This is a genomic window from Bacillus sp. BR3(2024) (genome assembly GCF_039134555.1).
In the GTDB taxonomy this organism is placed as follows: domain Bacteria; phylum Bacillota; class Bacilli; order Bacillales; family Bacillaceae_G; genus Bacillus_A; species Bacillus_A cereus.
Map to the genome: position 1 here is coordinate 615,622 of NZ_CP152433.1, position 18,447 is coordinate 634,068.

Sequence of the window (18,447 nt, forward strand, 5' to 3'; positions counted from 1 at the left end):
TTTTTAAAAGGAGGTGTAACTTTAGCTAAGAAAGCTAAAGAGCATATGTGGATATTTTAAAATTATTGATGGTAGTCATTCTTATTGGGTTAACAGCATTTTTTGTGGCTGTTGAATTTGCAATTATTAAGGTACGTAGCAGTCGTATTGATCAACTCGTTAGCGAAAAAAGACGAGGTGCACTGGCAGCTAAAAAGGTAACTTCAAATTTAGATGAATATTTATCGGCCTGTCAGCTAGGTATTACAATTACTGCTTTAGGGCTTGGGTGGTTAGGGGAACCAACCATTAAACATTTACTCGAGCCGTTGTTTTTAAAATTAAAATTCTCACCTGCAATTTCCAGTACAGTTTCATTTATTATTGCCTTTGCAGTAATTACATTTTTACATGTTGTCATTGGGGAACTTGCTCCAAAGACATTTGCTATACAAAAAGCAGAACAAGTTAGCTTATTGTTATCGAAACCACTTATTTATTTTTACCGAGTTATGTATCCGTTTATTTGGGCTTTGAATGGTTCAGCGAGGGTTGTAACTGGTTTATTCGGATTACATCCAGCTTCTGAACATGAAGTAGCTCATTCAGAAGAAGAATTAAGGTTAATCTTATCTGAGAGCTATGAGAGCGGAGAGATTAACCAAAGGGAATTTAAATATGTAAATAATATTTTTGAATTTGATAATAGAGTAGCAAAAGAAATTATGGTACCTCGTACGGAAGTTGTAGGCTTATATGAGGACGAACCATTTGAAACACATATTAAAGTAATCGCGCAAGAAAAGTACACGAGATATCCTGTATTTGGTGAAGATAAAGATGAAATTATTGGGATGGTTAATGTAAAAGATTTATTTATTCGTTATATGGATGGTAATCGGGATGAGGAGTGCTCGATTATGCCATATACAAGACCAGTTATTGAAGTGCTAGAAAATATTCCAATTCATGATTTACTATTACAAATGCAAAGAAAACACATTCCATTAGCTGTATTGTATGATGAATATGGTGGTACAGCTGGGATTGTTACACTAGAAGATATTTTAGAAGAAATTGTTGGAGAAATTCGAGATGAATACGATGAAGATGAGAATCCTCCTATAGAGCATGTAAGTGAAGGTTATAAAATCGTAGAGGGAAAAGTGCTTATTAGTGAAGTAAATGATTTGCTTGGCATACATTTAATTGCTGATGATGTAGATACAATTGGTGGCTGGATTATGGTACAAAAACAAATCGTTGCTGAAGGAGATATTATTGAGAAACACGGTTTTTATTTTAAAGTCCTTGAAAAGGATATGCATCAAATTAAACGAGTGGAAATAAGGAAAGTAGAAGAATGATTTTCTATAAACTTTAATAAAAAGGATATACAGAAAAATAAATGTTTGCGCTTTCAAAAAAGGTGCTATATAGTGAAGGTGGATACTGAAAAATTCTTCTGAATGATACTCGTGTTTTTAGAGGGCGGATTTTTTGGATAAGGATTTAGAATGAAAAAGTATAGGTGATAAAAATGATAGCAACGAAGGATATACGTATAGAAAAAGATTTTTTAGGTGAAAAAGAAGTACCAAGTGTAGCTTATTATGGTGTACAAACATTACGTGCCGTAGAAAACTTCCCAATTACAGGATATCGCATTCATCCATCACTCATTACAGCAATGGCAATTGTGAAAAAAGCGGCGGCGCTTGCGAATATAGATACTGGTTACTTAGCTAAAGACATTGGACATGAAATTGCAGAAGCAGCGCAAGAAATTGTTGATGGAAAGTTTCATGATCAATTTATCGTGGACCCTATTCAAGGTGGAGCCGGAACTTCTATTAATATGAATACAAATGAAGTAATTGCGAATAGAGCATTAGAACGTATGGGATATGAAAAAGGGGCGTATGTGAAAATTAGCCCAAACACTCATGTGAACATGGCCCAATCAACGAACGATGCGTTTCCAACAGGGATTCATATTGCAACTCTTATGATGTTAGAAAAGCTTCTTATTACAATGGAAGAACTTCATTCTGCTTTTCGTAAAAAAGCAAAAGAGTTTGATCATGTTATTAAAATGGGACGCACACATTTACAAGATGCAGTTCCAATTCGCCTTGGACAAGAATTTGAAGCGTATAGCCGAGTGCTTGCGCGTGATATAAAAAGAATTAAACAGTCTCGTCAACATTTATATGAAGTGAATATGGGCGCGACAGCTGTTGGTACAGGATTAAATGCAAATCCTATGTATATTGAACAAGTGGTAAAACATTTAAGAACGTTTAGTGGATTCCCACTTGTTGGTGCAGAGCATTTAGTTGATGCAACGCAAAATACAGATGCATACACAGAGGTATCTGCAGCACTTAAAGTATGTATGATGAACATGTCTAAAATTGCAAACGATCTTCGTATTATGGCGTCTGGTCCACGTGTTGGGTTAGCTGAAATTCAATTGCCAGCACGTCAGCCAGGTTCATCGATTATGCCAGGAAAAGTAAATCCAGTTATGGCAGAAGTGATTAACCAAGTCGCATTCCAAGTAATCGGAAACGATCATACAATTTGCTTAGCATCAGAAGCAGGACAATTAGAGTTAAACGTAATGGAGCCTGTGCTTGTATTTAATTTAATTCAATCTATTAGTATTATGAATAATGGATTCCGTGTATTCCGTGAATATTGTATTGAAGGAATTACGGCAAATGAAGAATTGCTGAAGCAATATGTTGAGAAAAGTGTTGGAATTATTACAGCAGTTAATCCTCATATTGGTTATGAAGTAGCATCTCGTATTGCACGTGAAGCAATTGAAACAGGGAAATCTGTTAGGGAGTTATGTTTAGAACATGGTGTACTGACAGAAGAGGAATTGGATATTATTTTAGATCCATTCGAAATGACTCACCCTGAAATTGCTGGAGCTTCTTTATTAAAAAATAAAAAAATGTAATGTGAAAAACACCGATCCACTTGGATCGGTGTTTTATTTTTAAAAGATATTAAATACAGCGTTTAATTGAAGTAAGCTAATAACAGCTAAGAAGATTAAACTGTATTTCATTGCTGTTTTAAATAGAGCAGATTCTTTACCAACTAGTCCAACTGCGGCACAAGCAACTGCTACAGATTGTGGTGAAACCATTTTTGCCATTGTACCACCTACTACGTTTAAGGCAACGAGTGTAGAAGGAACGATGTTTAACTGGTCTGCTGTTACTGCTTGAAGTGGTGCGAATAAAGAACCACTTGAAACTACTGAACCTGTAATGAATACGCCAATCCATCCTAAGATTGGAGAAAGAACTGGGAATGCATTACCAGTAGAAGAGAATGCAAGTCCAAGTGTAGATGACATACCAGAGTAGTTTTCTACGTAAGCTAAAGCGATAACGCTACAAATTGTATATACTGGAGCTTTTAATTCTTTCATTGTTTCAATCATTAATTCTTTAACAATTTTACCTTTTACGCGGTAAACGATAAGTGAAACGATAATTGCTAGTACAATCGCAGTAGTTGTAGAAGAGAATACATCAAATTTGAAAACAGCTGCGAAAGGTGTATCAGCTTTTGTAATTGGTGTAGTTTTCATAACAGCATTATGAAGACCAGGGAACTGAATGTTAAATACTAAGTTTGCTAACGCACCATCTGGAGCAAATAAAGCTTTAATCGGTTTTAAGTTAAAGATTGTTACAAATGCAGTTAAGAATACGAATGGAGACCAAGCGTATAAAATTTGATTGAATGTATGTGATACTTTAGTTTCTTGTTTTTCTTCTTTAGTAGAAGATTTTGGTTGCCAAACACGTAAGAATAATGCAAGAGCAATCATACTTACAACTGCTGCGAAAATATTAGTAAGTTCTGCACCTAAGAAGTAAGTCACAGCGAATTGAGTAATAGCGAAAGAAACACCACTTACAAGAATACCTTGCCAAGTTTCTTTAATACCTTTAATTCCATCGACCATTGAAACAAGTAAGAAAGGTAAAATAATACTAATGAAAGGTAAAATAAGAACAGTTTGACGACCAATAGTTAATGCGTCAAGTTGAGTTAATTGTGCTGGCACTGTAACTGGAATACCCATAGCACCCATAGCACCACCAGCAATATTAGCTACTAAACAAATACCTGCTGCTTTTAATGGATTAAAGCCCATACCTACAAGTAGTGCGGCTGTAATAGCAACTGGAACCCCTAGACCAGCTGCACCTTCTAAGAAAGCACCGAAAGAATAAGCGATTAATAATACTTGTAAACGTTGATCATTTGTAATGCTTGAAATACTATCGCGAATAATATTGAATTGCTCTGTTTTAACAGTTAATTTGTAAAGGAAAATTGCGGCGATAACGATAGTACAAATTGGATAAAATCCAGATAAAACACCGAATCCAGCAGATGCTACAGCTACTGTTGCTGGCATTTTATAAACAAATATTGCAAGGATAATAGCGACAATCACACTATAAAGACCAGCCATGTAACTTTTCATTTTGAATCCCATTAAACAAATGATGAAACAAAAGATTGGAAGTGCTGCGATTAGTGCAGATAACCAAATATTGTTTAATGGGTCATAAATTTGTGTCCAAGTACTCATAATAATGACAACTCCTATCTATTATATGTGAAGAAATTCACATTATTTGTGAAATTATTCACAATCAACTTACATGCTTAGTATATTCTCCTTCAACACTATTGTCAACGTAAAAAAGTATAATTATTCCATAATAGTGTTAAAAGAAAAGCTTTGTTCATAAAGTAGACAAAAAACACACTCAAATGAATTTAAGTGTGCTGTATAAACTATTTGCATATTATTTTGCTTATTCAGATGGCGTGTTTCCTATAAGTGTATACTAGATGCCGTCTTTTATATCGAGTATAAAGTTTAATATATGCACCTATCTGTCCTATTTGATCTAGTGTGAGGGAGGATTGGTGAGTGGATTTAAATAGGAAGTTTTGCACAACAGTCCAACCGCTTGCAATACGAATAAAAAATTAGAAACAAATTTTTAATATCACATCATCTCTTTTTACTGAAAATTCCTTTTAGCGTAACAAAAAGGTTAATTATAGTTCAACTACATTACGATAGGTTATCAATTATAGACGGTATTTTACAATACCGTTACTGTGCGTTTCAATGAGGTGAAAATATAACAAAAAGCTTGATAAAACAACGTTTGCAAGCAAAGTATTCGTAGGCCATTATTTTGCTTTTTCGTTATATCATATAGTATAATATTCAAAATCAGCAAGGATTTTTTCCTGAATTTTTGCTGATAAAGATGGAAAAATTTTTCGGCTTTATAGGTTGATAAAGTTATGTCGTAACAGGAAATATAAGAACAGATATATAAATAAATAAAAAGAACATAAAAACGCAAATAAAAACGAAAATGAGGGGAACTTTATGAGCCAAAATCAATTCGAATGTCGTATTTCAGAAGAAGATGTACAAATGTTAAGAGCGTTAGCTCACCCACTTCGTCTACGTCTAGTAATGGAACTTATGCAAAGAGGAACATGTAATGTAACACAACTACAGGAAGTATTAGAAATTCCGCAATCAACGGTTTCACAACATTTAACGAAGTTAAAGCAAAATAAAGTAGTGCGCTTTGAAAGACGAGGATTAGAAGTGTATTATCAAATCCATAATGATAAAGTAAGTGCGGTAGTAAAAACATTATTTTCTTAAAATTTGAATATTATGGAAAAAGACGTATGGAATATACGTCTTTTTTTATTTGTCAGAAAGGTAGCGAGAGAGTAAATATTAGCATGTGAGGAAGAAATGACTATCAATCAACATGCTGCCTTACGGAATATATTCTAAAAGGAAAAGAAAAAATAGAAAGGAGTGTAGTAAGCAAAAGGAGGGATAGTAGTATGGATGTGAAACGTGTGAAACAAATTTTATCTTCTTCAAGTAGAATTGACGTTACATATGAGGGCGTACCAGTATGGATTGAGAGCTGTGATGAGCAGAAGGGGAGTGCTCAAGTGTATGATGTATCTAATCCTGGTGAGAGCGTTCATGTGGACGTGACAGCTTTAGAGGAGAAGTAATAGAAAAGACGCTTCTGATTTTAGAAGCGTCTTTTTTTGTATTATTCCATCATACTCGCAACTTTTTTAGAGAAGAGAAGGAGTACAAGTCCTAAGACGATAACGATAATGCCAATACTTGCAAATACTTCAAGGTATCCTAATGATTGTGTAAAGGAAGCAAGTTTACCAGCTAACCAGTTAGCCATACCTGAACCAGCTAACCATACACCCATTAGTAATGATGCTAATTTAACAGGTGCAATTGCACTTACCATTGATAGACCGATTGGTGATAAGAATAGTTCTCCAATTGTATGGAACATATAAGTGATAACGATGAATAATAAGTTTGCTTTAACAGTTATATCAGCTTCACTACTTCCGGTTTTTAGAACCGCTAATGTTAAAACCAGGTAACCTATACCTAGTAAAATCATACCAAATGCCATTTTTGTTGGTATTTTTAAATCGCCACGCTTTGATTTAGAAAGTTTTAACCATAGCATAGATACGAATGGTGCAAGGAGTACGATGAACGCTGGATTAACGGATTGGAACCAAGATGTTGGAACTTCCCATCCAAAAATTGTACGATCAACAAATTTATCTGTATAAAGTGTTAAAGAACTACCAGCTTGTTCAAAGCCTGCCCAGAAGAATACTACGAAACAAGTTAAAATTACAATTGCCCAAGTGCGATTTTTTTCTTGTTTTGTTAAAGGTTTCTTTTCGATTGCAGGTTGATTTTTTGTTTTTTTACCAACAATTGTTGTTCCTGCTGTACCAAGGTAGCGAGGAGCTAATAAGTTGAAAACAATTTGTCCAATAATCATACCGATACAAGCTGCTAAGAATCCGTATTTATATCCCATAACCATAACGCCATCAACGCTTGTTTTAAAGAAATCTTCTGCTAAAAATCCACAAATAAGTGGAGCGAAGAAAGCACCTACGTTAATACCCATATAGAAGATAGTAAATGCACTGTCACGACGCGAATCATTTTCACCATACAATTCACCTAACAGTGTAGAAATATTTGGTTTAAAGAACCCATTACCAATAACTAATAGTATTAATCCTAGAAATAGTCCTGTTTTTGTATTCATTGAGAATAGTACAAAGTTGCCGATTGCCATAATAATTCCGCCGAGAGTAATGGCATGACGTCTTGTAATATAATGATCTGTTAGCCATCCACCTATAATTGGCATGAAATATACTGCCGCTGTAAAAGTACCATATAATTGCACTGCAAACGCCTTATCAAATCCTAACCCGCCACTAACCGCAGCAGTCGTTAAATAAAGAACTAAAAGGCCGCGCATTCCATAATAACTAAATCTTTCCCACATTTCTGTTAAGAACAACAAGTACAACCCTGGTGGATGTTTTTTTGGTGATTGTTGCTCTCCAGCTTTGTCTAATTTTAAAGCTGCATCCATTTTTGTTTCCCCCTAATCCTGTATAACGGATATTTATGTAATCATTTTAATTTACAAAATATTTAGAAGTCAATAGAATTATATGGAAATAGAAAGAAAATTTCTAAAAAAATTCTATTTTTCTTCAACCGTTACTGTATTTTGCCCTGAAAACGAGATGATAAGCGCTTTCAAATGTAATAATTGAATTCTAAAAGAAAATAAAATAGTGATTAATCAGAAAATTTAGAATAAAATATTTATTCTGATATAGAGAAAATATATTCTATTTACTTTTATAATATAACATATTGGGAATAAAAATACAAAATGAAATAATGTGACACTTCAGTGAAATAGAAAATAGCCAGCACCATAGGAGGGTGCTGGCTAGAGGTGTATTATTTAACAAAGCGCTTTTCGATGTCATCTAGTAATAGGTTAGCAGCAATTACACCGCCAGCTGTATTCCAAATAACATCGTCGACTTTGTATGCTTTACCATTCTTTACAGCATTTAAATTTTTAAATAGAGGATCGTTTATATATTCTTTTTCTAGTTCAGATCCTTTTTTCTCATTTCCTTTATCGAATGTGAAGTAGAATAATACGTCACCATCCATAGCAGAAATACGCTCTTTAGATACGTTACGCTCTGCAAAATCATCTTTGTTTTGATCTCCAGGACGTTTAAATCCAAGTTCTTTTAAAATAACACCAGAGAATGTATCGCCATGATAAATACGAACATCACCAGGCATGAAACGAACCATAGAGATTTCTTGATTTACTTTATCGCCAAGTTTGCCTTTTAAATCTTTCATACGTGATTCGTAATCAGCTACAACTTTTTGACCTTCTTTTTCTTTATTTAATGCTTTTGCATAAAATTTGAAGTTATCTTTCCATTCACCACGTAATGTTTCTGAGAACACAGTAGGTGCAATTGCTTTTAATTGTTCGTACACTTTTTCGTGGCGCATTTTGTTACCGATAATTAAGTCTGGTTTTAAAGAAGCGATTGTTTCAACGTTAACTTGTCCTTCATCACCAACAACTTTTACATCTTTCATTTTATCCTTAATATGTGGATACCAAGGGTCACCAGTCCAAGACTTTACAGCACCAACTGGTTTCACACCTAACTCAAGTAAAGCTTCAGTTCCTTCATTTGTTAAGATAACTACACGTTTTGGATTAGCAGGAACTTCTGTTTTACCCATTGCATGTTCTACAGTAACCACTTCTTTTTTATTATCTTCTTTTGTAGATTCTTCTTTGTTATTTGATTTTCCACAAGCGCTTAAAAGCATTGAAAATGCTAGTAAAAATACAAATACTGTAAACGATTTCTTCCGCATGAAATTCATTATGTACCCCCTACATGTTGAGAATATTTTTCAATAGCAAGCATGATATTAAGCTTTTATCTTTTGATTGTCAATACATATGGGTGAAAATAATTCTCATTTCCGTTGACAATGAGAATTAAGTTGAAATACACTAACAACGTATCATTATACATTGAAGGGGAAACGCTGCATGTTATTAAAAACAAATCGAGCAAAATGGATTGGATTATTTGTTGGAATCATTGCAGTCGTTATTTGTATTTGGGGAAGTATTATTTTCGGATATACAAATACGAGTTGGAAACTAGCATTGGATGCTTTTTTCCATTTTAACGGTTCCAATGAACATATTATTATTCAAAATGTACGTCTGCCTAGGGCGTTAATTGCAGCTAGTGTTGGTGCTAGTTTAGCCATTGCTGGTTGTCTTATGCAAACTTTAACTAAGAATCCACTTGCTTCTCCAGATTTTATTGGATTAAATTCAGGTGCTGCGTTCTTTATAGTTGTAGCAATTGTAATCTTTTCAGTAACATCATTATCAGCTTTCACATGGATTGCCTTTTTAGGAGCGGCGGTTGCAGCTGTACTTGTATTTGCTTCTAGTTCTTTAGGAAAAGAAGGGACTACTCCTCTTAAGTTAACGTTAGCAGGGGTCGCAATTAGTGCATTATTTTCATCATTAACACAAGGATTACTTGTGTTAAATGAAAAAGCACTTGAAGAGGTATTATTTTGGCTTGCTGGATCTGTGCAAGGGAGAAAGTTAGAAATTTTACAATCTGTATTCCCATATTTATTAATAGGATGGATTGCATCTCTTATGATGGCAGGGAAAGTAAATACATTGATGATGGGAGAAGACGTCGCGAAAGGACTTGGACAACGAACAATTTTAATGAAATCATTCGTGTTACTTATTATTGTACTATTGTCTGGTGGTTCAGTTGCGGTTGCTGGCCCAATTGGATTTATTGGAATTATTACTCCGCATTTTGCGAGATTTCTTGTTGGAGTTGACCACAGATGGAGAGTACCTTATAGCGGATTGTTAGGTGCAATACTACTAATATTGGCTGATATAGCAGCAAGATATGTCATTATGCCACAAGAAGTACCAGTAGGAGTTATGACAGCATTTATTGGAGCTCCATTCTTTATTTATATTGCACGTAAGAGAGGGCTTAGCAAATGAAGAAATATATTCCGTTTCGTATAGGAAAAGGTGAGCTCTCGTTTTTAATGTATAAACGAGCTTGTCTCGTCTTGTTAAGTTTACTAGTTGTTTTAATAGGATTATTCTTTGCGAGCGCAGGTATGGGAGACATGAAAATTGCTCCTTATGACGTATGGCAAGCAATTACTGGAAATGGCGATGCGATGTCAAATATGGTTGTGAATAAGTTTCGTATGCCACGTATTTTAATTGCTATCCTCGTAGGAATTGCGCTTGCAGTAGCGGGCTGTATTTTACAAGGGCTCGTTCGAAATCCACTTGCTTCTCCTGATATCATCGGGATTACGGGCGGGGCAAGTGTCGCAGTTGTATTATTTTTAGCGCTATTTAGTGATAAAAATAATGCACTAACGGTAAGTATTCATTATATGCCGCTCGCAGCTTTTGTAGGCGCAACGATTGTAGCGGTTTTTGTATACTTATTTGCATGGAAAAATGATGGATTATCACCAATTAGTCTCGTTTTAATTGGTGTTGGATTTTGGGCATTAACGAAGGCGGCAACAACATTATTTATGTTGTTAGCACCAATTTATCAAGCGAGCCAAGCGAATGTATGGATTACGGGTACCGTTTACGGCTCTTCTTGGCAAAATGTTATGGTACTTGCACCTTGGGTTCTCATTTTAACAGTAATATCATTTATCGCAGCTAGGCATTTAAATGCACAAGAGCTAGGGGATGATATAGCGGTAGGACTTGGGGTTCCTTTAACAAAGTCGCGTGTATTTATGTTATTACTTAGTACAGCTTTAATTGGTGGTGCGGTAGCTTTTGCCGGAGGGATTGGATTTGTCGGTTTAATGGCACCACATATTTCACGAAGATTAGTTGGTTCTTTATACGGTGCATTGCTCCCAGTTGCAGCTATTGTCGGTGCAATTCTAGTACTTGCTGCAGATTTAATAGGGCGTACAATTTTCACACCACTTGAAATTCCAGCAGGGGTATTTACATCAGCAATTGGTGCACCTTATTTTATTTATTTACTTTATAAAAGTCGGAATTCATAAAGGGAGATGAATATGCAAAAAGCATTGGAGACGAAACGCTTGACGTTGTCTTATGGTGAAACAATTATTATTGATGAGCTGAACTTAGAAATTCCAAATGGAGAAATTACAATTTTTATTGGTTCTAACGGTTGCGGGAAATCAACTTTATTACGTTCACTAGCCAGATTATTAAAGCCAACAAATGGTGATATTTTGTTAGATAATCAAGCAATTCAAAGTATGCAAACGAAGCAAATTGCTCGTCAAATGGCGATTTTACCGCAAGGACCACAAGCACCAGAAGGACTTACAGTATTACAACTTGTAAAGCAAGGGCGTTATCCATATCAAACATGGCTGAAGCAATGGTCAGAAAAAGACGAGGAAATGGTACAGAAGGCACTTGCAGCAACAGGTATGACAGAATTTGCTGAGCGTGATGTGCATGCCCTTTCAGGTGGACAACGTCAACGTGCTTGGATCGCAATGACACTTGCACAAGATACAGATATTATTTTACTGGATGAGCCTACTACATATTTAGATATGACTCACCAAATTGAAGTGCTAGATTTATTATTCGAATTAAATGAAATAGAACAAAGAACAATTGTTATGGTATTACATGATCTAAATTTAGCATGCCGCTATGCAGATAACATTGTAGCCATTCAAGATAAACAAATATATGCACAAGGTAAACCTGAAGAAGTGGTAGATGAGAAACTAGTACGTGATGTATTCCGAATGGAGTGCCAAATTAGTACGGATCCGTTGTTTGGAACACCACTTTGTATCCCGCACGGAAGAGGAAGACGTGTAGTTAAAGAAGTTGCTCAGGCAATGAGATAAAAAACGATGAGTGATTCATCGTTTTTTTTATTTGGTACAAGAAAATAAGAGGAAGAGAGGAATACGTAAGCGACGTTTATACTCTTCTTCATCTTGAAAATAGGTTGGATTTGGTGTAGCTTCTTTTAATGATGTAATGGTAAATCCGGCTTGCTGTAATAATGTGAAATAATCTTCCGTTGTACGATGATATTTAATAACTTCTTGGTCAATCCATGGTTCAACCCGTTTGCCTAGTTTAAAGTAATCATCGACGAGCCAACTCGTTCTTTTACCACTCGTTTGTAAGCTTTCAAATGAAGAAGTAATAACGGGATGTTGAACGCTAAAGGTAAAGGTGCCATTTGTTTTTAAAGTTTGAAATACATTTTGAAAAATGGTATCAAGATGTTCAATATAATGTAAGGCGAGTCTAGATGTTACTAAATCAAAAGTGGAAGAGGGGTAGGTATAATCTTTGAGGTTTAAAAAATGAACAGATCCATTTTTATTTTCTAGTTGTTTTTTAGCTTTTTCATACATAAGTTCGGAGCCTTCAATGCCGGTGTAAGAGTAGCAACCCTTTTCTAATAATTCCGCGCCAAACTTAGCATCACCACAGCCTAAATCGAGAATTTGTTTTCCTCGTACATGACCAATGAGCTGAATGAATACTGGTTTTTCAATGGATTCATTTGGGCTATTTTCTCGGTATCTTCGTTTCATATATTGTTCGAAAAATGCTGTGTTATTGTATACATCAGATTCTGTAAATGCCATGTTTGAAACCTCCGGAAATATTTTTTTAATTCTATCAAATATGAAAAGTAAATGATAGATTTATTGTAATGAATCATATATAATCTAAAATTGTAAGCGGTTACTTTAAACTATTTTTCTATAATAAATTCTGAAAACGTGTTAAGCTAGTAGAGGGATTATTAGAACTATTAAGACAATAATCCGCTTACATGAACGATGGGAGGCTTCACGATGTCTAGTAAAACACTTGCGAAATTTTTAGAAGAAAATTTAGAGGATTTAAAATCAAAGGGGCTTTATAACGTAATTGATCCGCTTGAGAGTTCAAATGGACCAATCATTACAATTGGCGGAAAAGAATATATTAACTTATCTTCAAACAACTATCTTGGATTAGCAACAGATAGCCGTTTGCAAGAAGCAGCAATTGGTGCTATTCATAAGTACGGTGTTGGAGCAGGGGCTGTTCGTACAATTAACGGTACTTTAGATTTGCATATTAATTTAGAAGAAACAATTGCAAAGTTTAAACATACAGAAGCAGCAATTGCTTATCAATCAGGATTTAACTGTAATATGGCAGCGATTTCAGCTGTTATGGATAAAAATGATGCGATTCTTTCAGACGAATTAAATCATGCATCTATTATTGACGGTAGTCGTTTATCAAAAGCAAAAATTATTGTTTATAAACATTCTGATATGGAAGATTTACGCCAAAAAGCAATCGCGGCGAAAGAATCAGGTCTTTACAATAAATTAATGGTAATTACAGATGGTGTCTTTTCGATGGATGGAGATGTTGCAAAACTACCAGAAATTGTTGAGATTGCAGAAGAGTTAGATTTAATGACATACGTAGATGATGCACACGGTTCAGGTGTACTTGGAAAAGGTGCAGGAACTGTAAAGCACTTCGGTCTTTCTGATAAAGTTGATTTCCAAATTGGTACATTATCAAAAGCAATTGGGGTAATTGGTGGGTATGTAGCAGGGAAACAAAACTTAATTGACTGGTTAAAAGTTCGTTCACGTCCATTCCTATTCTCTACAGCATTAACACCAGCTGATGCAGCAGCTTGCATGAGATCAATTGAAATCTTAATGGAAAGCACAGAGTTACACGATCGTTTATGGGAAAATGGACGCTACTTGAAACAAGGATTAAAAGAACTTGGCTTTAACATTGGGGAAAGTGAAACGCCAATTACACCTTGTATCATTGGGGACGAAGTATTAACACAAGAATTTAGTAAACGTCTAAATGAAGAAGGTGTATACGCAAAATCTATCGTGTTCCCAACTGTAGCAAAAGGAACAGGGCGCGTTCGTAATATGCCTACAGCAGCTCATACGAAAGAAATGTTAGATGAAGCAATTCTTAAGTATGAAAAAGTAGGAAAAGAAATGGGCATCATTTAAGTAACGACATCTTTTGAATAGCTTGCAAATGAGGAGTGGGGAAAATGAAAAAAATTCTAGTAACCGGTTCTTTAGGGCAAATTGGTTCTGAACTAGTAATGAAACTTCGTGATGTATACGGCGCATCAAATGTTATTGCAACAGATATTCGTGAAACAGATAGTGAAGTAGTAACGTCTGGTCCATTTGAAACGTTAGATGTAACAGAGGGACAAAAACTACATGATATCGCAAAGCGTAATGAAGTAGATACAATTATTCATTTAGCAGCTTTACTTTCAGCAACAGCAGAAAAAAATCCGTTATTTGCATGGAATTTAAATATGGGTGGACTTGTAAATGCTCTAGAAGCAGCTCGTGAATTAAACTGTAAGTTCTTCACGCCAAGTTCTATCGGTGCATTCGGTCCATCGACGCCAAAAGATAATACACCGCAAGATACAATTCAGCGTCCTACTACGATGTATGGGGTAAACAAAGTAGCAGGAGAATTACTGTGTGATTATTATCATCAAAAATTTGGCGTAGATACGCGCGGTGTCCGTTTCCCAGGTTTAATTTCTTACGTAGCTCCTCCAGGAGGCGGAACAACTGATTATGCAGTTGAAATTTATTATGAGGCGATTAAAAAAGGTGCATACACCTCATACATTGCTGAAGGAACGTACATGGACATGATGTATATGCCTGATGCTTTACAAGCGATCATTTCATTAATGGAAGCTGATCCAAGTAAGCTAGTGCATAGAAATGCATTTAACATTACAGCAATGAGCTTCGAGCCAGAGCAAATTGCAGCGTCAATTCGTAAAAACATTCCGACGTTTACAATGGATTATGCAGTAGATCCAGCTCGTCAAACAATCGCTGATAGCTGGCCAAACTCTATTGATGCAACAGCAGCAATGAAAGAGTGGGGCTTTAAAGCAGAATACGATTTAGACAAAATGACAACTGACATGCTGGCTAAGTTAAAAAAAAAGCTCACAGCTGAGTTAGTGATGAATTAATAGGAAGAGTCGATTTTTAGGAATCGGCTCTTCCTCATTTTTGGAAGGAGAGAAGTCTTATGCAAAGAGTTGATGTCGTATATGCACTAATACATGACGAAGAAACAGATAAAATATTAATGGTACATAATGTAGAACAAAACGTTTGGTCATTGCCAGGCGGGGCTGTGGAAAAAGGTGAAATATTAGAGGAAGCACTAATAAGAGAAGTGAAAGAAGAGACAGGTTTAACTGCTACGTTAGGTGGACTTGTTGCGATCAATGAAAAATTCTTTGAAGAATCAGGGAATCATGCGCTATTTTTTACATTCCGAGCGAATGTAGAAAAAGGTGAACTTATTGCGGAAGATGAAGGTGAAATTTCTGCAGTAGAGTGGATGGATCGAACAATTGCGAATGAGCGCTTCCCATACTATGACGGAGGATTTGAATATTTGTTAGAAATAGCCATTCCATACAAGTTTCAACCAGAAACAAAGTAATTGAACGAAAAAACAGGAGCCACAAGGCTCCTATTTTCTATTCAATCGTCTTCAGTAATAATTTTTTTAGTAATGGTTTAATCTTCAGTCGTAAATCTTCAGCGTGATTTGCAACTAAGAAGTGATGGTTATAAATGTTTTTCATCAATTGATAAGTTGCTTCTTTCGCTTCGCCTTCTTCGATGAAGATACCGATTACTTCCATACCACTTTTACGCGCGAGTTTAACAGCTTCATGCGTATCTAAAATTCCGTCTTGTTGATAGTCTAGCGCAGAAGGCTCACCGTCTGTGAAGACTAGTAAGAATTTATGTTTCTCAGGTCTTTTGGCAAGCTTTTCAGAAACGATACGAATAATATATCCGTCGCGGTTATCTTCTTCTTCACGAAGTTGCATAATTTCTGGACCAACGTTTGGTAACGTTGAGTTTTTATAATTTACAACTTCATGGATAACGTTCGGCTTATCTTCAGGTTTAGCGCTAGAGGCATCTTCCCAAAATCCGCTAATAGCGTGCGGGATTTTTAAAGATTTTAAAGCTTCATGGAATAGTACAACACTCTTCTTCGTTTCTTCCATTTTGTTATACATAGAACCAGAACAGTCAACTAACAGTTGGAATGCAACGTCGAGCTCTTGTGATTCTTGCCCTTTTTTATAAAACATGCGAGGCTGCTTTTCAGTATAAATACGAAGGAATTTCTTACGAAGTCTTCCGTAATATTTATCACTATTTGCATTCGTTTTATTTTCAATCGTTTTTTCGATAATTTTCTTTAATTCTTTTACATCTTTATTAACGACTGATTTGATAGCTTGGTAATCTTTTTTCTCATCTGAGTTTGGTTTGCGAGCTTCTTTAAATGTATGAGAAGCACCTACATTATACTTACCGTATGCACCGTCGTGCTGGCTAGAAGCGTGTGAAGCCCTTGCTTCTTCTGTATCAGCGCCATCAAAGTTGGATTGTGTACTTTTTTGTGAAGTACCTTGTACAGAACCAAGTGCTTGGTCGCCATCTTCTGATTCACGAGCAGTATCGCCCATCATGTTTGTTTTTGTTCCGCTTTCTAATTCAAAGCGTAAAAAGTTCTCGTTTTCGTTATTTTTATTTTCACGATGCCATGTGGAGAAACTTTCATCCATTTTGTTTTTATTTTCATCGTCATCTATAAGCTGCGTATCATCATTTGCTAAATCTTCGACGCGACAGTTCTTTTCGTCTGCAAGGACAGATAAGTAAAGTGGGGCATGTCCGAAATAGTTGTTAAGCATATCACTTTCAAGAAGCGCCTCTAAGCGATAGCGAATTTTCTCAACGATATACATAATATCTTCTGTATTACGTGCTTGGAATGTTTCATGTAAAATCGCTTCAATTTGCTCAAAATATTCATTATTAAACATTTCATATTTATCACTCGTTAATGAAAGATAGCATAGGCAAAATAGACGATCGCCGTGATAATTACGAACGCGGTTTATTTCATTTTGAGAGCCGAAATAGTTGCGGTACATTTCTTTTCGACGTTTAAAAACATGCTTCGTGCCAGGACGTAAGTTCTTTACGATTTCCTCAACGCGTAAATCTTCTAATAGAACAAATAATTGTGTTAAAAACTTTTTTAGGGGCGATTCTTGCAATTCAATCGCATAAGAACGAATTAAAGTCATGTCCGAGTAATGTTTATTACCAAGTGCTTTTAAGAACACTTCGCTTTTTAATCCGATTACTGTATCTTCTTCTTTTCGATCATCCCAAAAGTGACTAATGACAACTTTCTTTTCAATTTCGTCGTAGTATGCTTTATAGCCATATTCAAGATAGGCATCGTCTTCTTTTAGAAGGGCATACATTAAGTTTTCCATTTGTAGAAACAGCGACGCATCAATTTTTTTGTCACTAAAAATTTGTCTCATAAATTATCCCTCAAAGAAATAACTTTCTGCTAATTCACGGACAGTCATTTGTTCTGTTTCATCACTAAGTTTTGCAATTATGCTTCGTTCAATCGCTCGCATAACAGGAATATATACACCTAAATCACATGCGTCGATAATGCCACGAATACTTGCTGCTTCTTCACTTACACGTCCATCGCGAGCTAAAGGCATAAGGTCGCTTGCAAAGGCAACAAACTTTTCAATTGTTGCAACATCATTTAATTTTGATTCTGCTAATAATAGTTCTTTTAATGTGTCACCTTGAATGTAAGGAACTTCAATAATAACGAAACGGTTTTTTAACGCTTCATTTAGTTCACTTGTTCCAACGTAACCTTCGTTAATCGCAGCAATTACACGGTATTCGTCATCACCGTATACGACCTCTTGTGTAAATGGGTTTGTGATCATTTTACGGTAATCTAATGCGCCGTGAAGTAGCGGTAAAGTTTCAGGTTTTGCCATATTGATTTCGTCAATATATAGGAAGTGACCGTTCTTCATTGCTTTCATAAGAGGACCGTTAACGAATGAAACTTCAGATGCACCATCTTTCGTTTGTAGTGTGTTGTATCCTAAAATACCCTCTACATCTAAGTCGACAGAGCAGTTAATGCTATGCATTGGTTTTTGGAATAAAGAAGAAAGAGTTTCCGCTAGTACTGTTTTACCACTACCAGTCGGTCCTTTTAATAGAATGTTCTTGCCAAGAAGAAGTGCTGTAATTGCATCTTCAATAATGCTATTATCAGAAGCTTTATATATTTTCGTTCCGATTAAATGTGCATTTTCACCAGCTTCTTGTTTATTCTTTTCATGAATCGTAGAAAGCTGTTGTTTTAAATCAGCATGTATATGAAATTGTTCTAACATGTATTTCCCACCTAACATTATTTTCATAAAGTAATACAT

Annotated in this window: 16 protein-coding genes; 10 read left to right on the forward strand and 6 right to left on the reverse strand. The window is 35.5% G+C overall.

All coding sequences use genetic code 11. The features are described 5' to 3' along the window. The first annotated feature begins 47 nt into the window (after positions 1-47). Both V7S45_RS03160 and aspA read left to right on the forward strand, forming a co-directional pair. Complete coding sequence (locus tag V7S45_RS03160) at positions 48-1,346, forward strand: hemolysin family protein (RefSeq protein WP_000353314.1); 1,299 nt, start codon at positions 48-50, stop codon at positions 1,344-1,346. A gap of 173 nt (positions 1,347-1,519) precedes the next feature. Continuing rightward, positions 1,520-2,953, forward strand: a complete 1,434-nt coding sequence (aspA, locus tag V7S45_RS03165; protein ID WP_025687040.1) for an aspartate ammonia-lyase — start codon at positions 1,520-1,522, stop codon at positions 2,951-2,953. Between the two features lie 39 nt (positions 2,954-2,992). Here the strand turns inward: aspA and V7S45_RS03170 are convergent, their stop codons facing one another. After that, positions 2,993-4,612 (reverse strand): lactate permease LctP family transporter, encoded by a 1,620-nt coding sequence (locus V7S45_RS03170; RefSeq protein WP_342761648.1) that lies wholly within the window; start codon positions 4,610-4,612, stop codon positions 2,993-2,995. Between the two features lie 822 nt (positions 4,613-5,434). Between V7S45_RS03170 and V7S45_RS03175 the strand changes: the two genes are divergently transcribed. Both V7S45_RS03175 and V7S45_RS03180 read left to right on the forward strand, forming a co-directional pair. After that, on the forward strand, positions 5,435-5,722 hold the full coding sequence (locus V7S45_RS03175; RefSeq protein ID WP_000081428.1) for a metalloregulator ArsR/SmtB family transcription factor: 288 nt from the start codon (positions 5,435-5,437) through the stop codon (positions 5,720-5,722). Positions 5,723-5,913: 191 nt separating this feature from the next. Continuing rightward, on the forward strand, positions 5,914-6,093 hold the full coding sequence (locus V7S45_RS03180; RefSeq protein WP_000382679.1) for an acid-soluble spore protein H: 180 nt from the start codon (positions 5,914-5,916) through the stop codon (positions 6,091-6,093). 41 nt (positions 6,094-6,134) lie between these two features. Here the strand turns inward: V7S45_RS03180 and V7S45_RS03185 are convergent, their stop codons facing one another. Together V7S45_RS03185 and V7S45_RS03190 are read right to left on the reverse strand one after the other, a co-directional pair. Next, the gene (locus tag V7S45_RS03185) at positions 6,135-7,520 is read right to left on the reverse strand and encodes a peptide MFS transporter (RefSeq protein WP_000338319.1); all 1,386 of its coding nucleotides are present in this window, start codon (positions 7,518-7,520) and stop codon (positions 6,135-6,137) included. A gap of 380 nt (positions 7,521-7,900) precedes the next feature. Then, positions 7,901-8,869 carry an iron-siderophore ABC transporter substrate-binding protein gene (locus V7S45_RS03190; protein ID WP_001010276.1) on the reverse strand — a complete coding sequence of 323 codons (969 nt, stop codon included), beginning with the start codon at positions 8,867-8,869 and terminating at the stop codon, positions 7,901-7,903. Between the two features lie 172 nt (positions 8,870-9,041). Here V7S45_RS03190 and V7S45_RS03195 point away from each other — a divergent pair, with 172 nt between their 5' ends. The 3 genes from V7S45_RS03195 to V7S45_RS03205 are packed head-to-tail and all read left to right on the forward strand — an operon-like array spanning position 9,042 to position 11,935. Further along, positions 9,042-10,046, forward strand: a complete 1,005-nt coding sequence (locus V7S45_RS03195; protein ID WP_000925232.1) for an iron ABC transporter permease — start codon at positions 9,042-9,044, stop codon at positions 10,044-10,046. Beyond that, positions 10,043-11,101, forward strand: coding sequence for an iron ABC transporter permease (locus V7S45_RS03200; RefSeq protein ID WP_025689429.1), 1,059 nt, complete (start codon positions 10,043-10,045; stop codon positions 11,099-11,101). The genes V7S45_RS03195 and V7S45_RS03200 overlap by 4 nt, the downstream gene beginning before the upstream one ends. A 12-nt stretch (positions 11,102-11,113) precedes the next feature. After that, positions 11,114-11,935: an ABC transporter ATP-binding protein gene (locus V7S45_RS03205; protein WP_025689430.1), complete on the forward strand. Its 822-nt coding sequence runs from the start codon at positions 11,114-11,116 to the stop codon at positions 11,933-11,935. Positions 11,936-11,962: 27 nt separating this feature from the next. Here V7S45_RS03205 and V7S45_RS03210 read toward each other — a convergent pair whose 3' ends face one another. Next, on the reverse strand, positions 11,963-12,694 hold the full coding sequence (locus tag V7S45_RS03210) for a class I SAM-dependent methyltransferase (RefSeq protein WP_342761649.1): 732 nt from the start codon (positions 12,692-12,694) through the stop codon (positions 11,963-11,965). A 213-nt stretch (positions 12,695-12,907) separates the two neighbouring features. Here V7S45_RS03210 and V7S45_RS03215 point away from each other — a divergent pair, with 213 nt between their 5' ends. From V7S45_RS03215 to V7S45_RS03225, 3 genes are read left to right on the forward strand one after another with little or no spacing between them, the layout of a single operon-like run. Next, entirely contained in the window at positions 12,908-14,098 is a 1,191-nt protein-coding gene (locus V7S45_RS03215; RefSeq protein ID WP_025689433.1) for a glycine C-acetyltransferase, read from the forward strand. Positions 14,099-14,142: 44 nt separating this feature from the next. Further along, positions 14,143-15,108 (forward strand): NAD-dependent epimerase/dehydratase family protein, encoded by a 966-nt coding sequence (locus tag V7S45_RS03220; RefSeq protein WP_025689434.1) that lies wholly within the window; start codon positions 14,143-14,145, stop codon positions 15,106-15,108. 59 nt (positions 15,109-15,167) lie between these two features. Next, positions 15,168-15,590 carry an NUDIX hydrolase gene (locus V7S45_RS03225; protein WP_342761650.1) on the forward strand — a complete coding sequence of 141 codons (423 nt, stop codon included), beginning with the start codon at positions 15,168-15,170 and terminating at the stop codon, positions 15,588-15,590. A gap of 37 nt (positions 15,591-15,627) precedes the next feature. On the opposite strand, the gene V7S45_RS03230 is transcribed toward V7S45_RS03225, so the two are convergent. Both V7S45_RS03230 and V7S45_RS03235 read right to left on the reverse strand, forming a co-directional pair. Next, positions 15,628-17,511 (reverse strand): VWA domain-containing protein, encoded by a 1,884-nt coding sequence (locus V7S45_RS03230; protein ID WP_001248851.1) that lies wholly within the window; start codon positions 17,509-17,511, stop codon positions 15,628-15,630. A gap of 3 nt (positions 17,512-17,514) precedes the next feature. Next, the gene (locus V7S45_RS03235; protein ID WP_025689437.1) at positions 17,515-18,408 is read right to left on the reverse strand and encodes a MoxR family ATPase; all 894 of its coding nucleotides are present in this window, start codon (positions 18,406-18,408) and stop codon (positions 17,515-17,517) included. Between the last annotated feature and the right edge of the window lie 39 nt (positions 18,409-18,447).

Excerpts from the sequence above, each read along its gene's own strand:
- aspA (WP_025687040.1), top strand. The coding sequence starts at position 1,520 with ATGATAGCAACGAAGGATATACGTATAGAAAAAGATTTTTTAGGTGAA.
- V7S45_RS03170 (WP_342761648.1), bottom strand. The coding sequence starts at position 4,612 with ATGAGTACTTGGACACAAATTTATGACCCATTAAACAATATTTGGTTA.
- V7S45_RS03175 (WP_000081428.1), top strand. The coding sequence starts at position 5,435 with ATGAGCCAAAATCAATTCGAATGTCGTATTTCAGAAGAAGATGTACAA.
- V7S45_RS03180 (WP_000382679.1), top strand. The coding sequence starts at position 5,914 with ATGGATGTGAAACGTGTGAAACAAATTTTATCTTCTTCAAGTAGAATT.
- V7S45_RS03185 (WP_000338319.1), bottom strand. The coding sequence starts at position 7,520 with ATGGATGCAGCTTTAAAATTAGACAAAGCTGGAGAGCAACAATCACCA.
- V7S45_RS03190 (WP_001010276.1), bottom strand. The coding sequence starts at position 8,869 with ATGAATTTCATGCGGAAGAAATCGTTTACAGTATTTGTATTTTTACTA.
- V7S45_RS03195 (WP_000925232.1), top strand. The coding sequence starts at position 9,042 with ATGTTATTAAAAACAAATCGAGCAAAATGGATTGGATTATTTGTTGGA.
- V7S45_RS03200 (WP_025689429.1), top strand. The coding sequence starts at position 10,043 with ATGAAGAAATATATTCCGTTTCGTATAGGAAAAGGTGAGCTCTCGTTT.
- V7S45_RS03205 (WP_025689430.1), top strand. The coding sequence starts at position 11,114 with ATGCAAAAAGCATTGGAGACGAAACGCTTGACGTTGTCTTATGGTGAA.
- V7S45_RS03210 (WP_342761649.1), bottom strand. The coding sequence starts at position 12,694 with ATGGCATTTACAGAATCTGATGTATACAATAACACAGCATTTTTCGAA.
- V7S45_RS03215 (WP_025689433.1), top strand. The coding sequence starts at position 12,908 with ATGTCTAGTAAAACACTTGCGAAATTTTTAGAAGAAAATTTAGAGGAT.
- V7S45_RS03220 (WP_025689434.1), top strand. The coding sequence starts at position 14,143 with ATGAAAAAAATTCTAGTAACCGGTTCTTTAGGGCAAATTGGTTCTGAA.
- V7S45_RS03225 (WP_342761650.1), top strand. The coding sequence starts at position 15,168 with ATGCAAAGAGTTGATGTCGTATATGCACTAATACATGACGAAGAAACA.
- V7S45_RS03230 (WP_001248851.1), bottom strand. The coding sequence starts at position 17,511 with ATGAGACAAATTTTTAGTGACAAAAAAATTGATGCGTCGCTGTTTCTA.
- V7S45_RS03235 (WP_025689437.1), bottom strand. The coding sequence starts at position 18,408 with ATGTTAGAACAATTTCATATACATGCTGATTTAAAACAACAGCTTTCT.